Here is a 526-nt window from a genome sequence, read left to right on the forward strand (position 1 = left end):
GGTCTCCGAGGCGGTGCAGGTGGCGGTCGCCGCGGCGTCCGCGTACGGGGCGGGTGGGGGGGTGGCGGCGGCGCTGCCGCCGTCGGGGCCCGAGGTGCGGGCCGGGAGCACGTCGGGGCCGCGCGTTCTCCAGAGCGGACCACGAGGTGGTGCGGTGGCCGACCGGGTGGGGGTCGCCGCCGTCGCCACGCTCCTCAACGAGGTACGCGCCGCTGGCGGCACCGTGGTGGCCACCGGCGGGTGCTTCGACCTGCTGCACGCCGGGCACGTGGCCACCCTGGAGGCCGCCCGGCAGCTCGGTGACTGCCTGATCGTCTGCCTGAACTCCGACGCCAGCGTGACCGGGTTGAAGGGGCCGGACCGGCCGGTGCAGTCCGAAGGTGACCGCGGCCGGCTGCTGGCCGCGCTGAGCTGCGTCGACGCGGTCCTCATCTTCGACGAGCCGACCCCGGACGCGGCGCTGTCCTGGATACGCCCCGACGTCTGGGTCAAGGGCGGCGACTACGCCACCGGTGGTGGGGACGCC

General features: G+C 76.2%; 1 protein-coding gene. It reads left to right on the plus strand.

Annotated elements, in window-relative coordinates; translation table 11 throughout:
* Positions 1 to 526: adenylyltransferase/cytidyltransferase family protein (locus tag KBX53_RS35425; RefSeq protein WP_210864081.1), on the plus strand; the 526-nt coding region annotated here is incomplete at both ends.

It is taken from the genome of Micromonospora sp. M51, assembly GCF_018070305.1.
GTDB lineage: Bacteria > Actinomycetota > Actinomycetes > Mycobacteriales > Micromonosporaceae > Micromonospora > Micromonospora parva.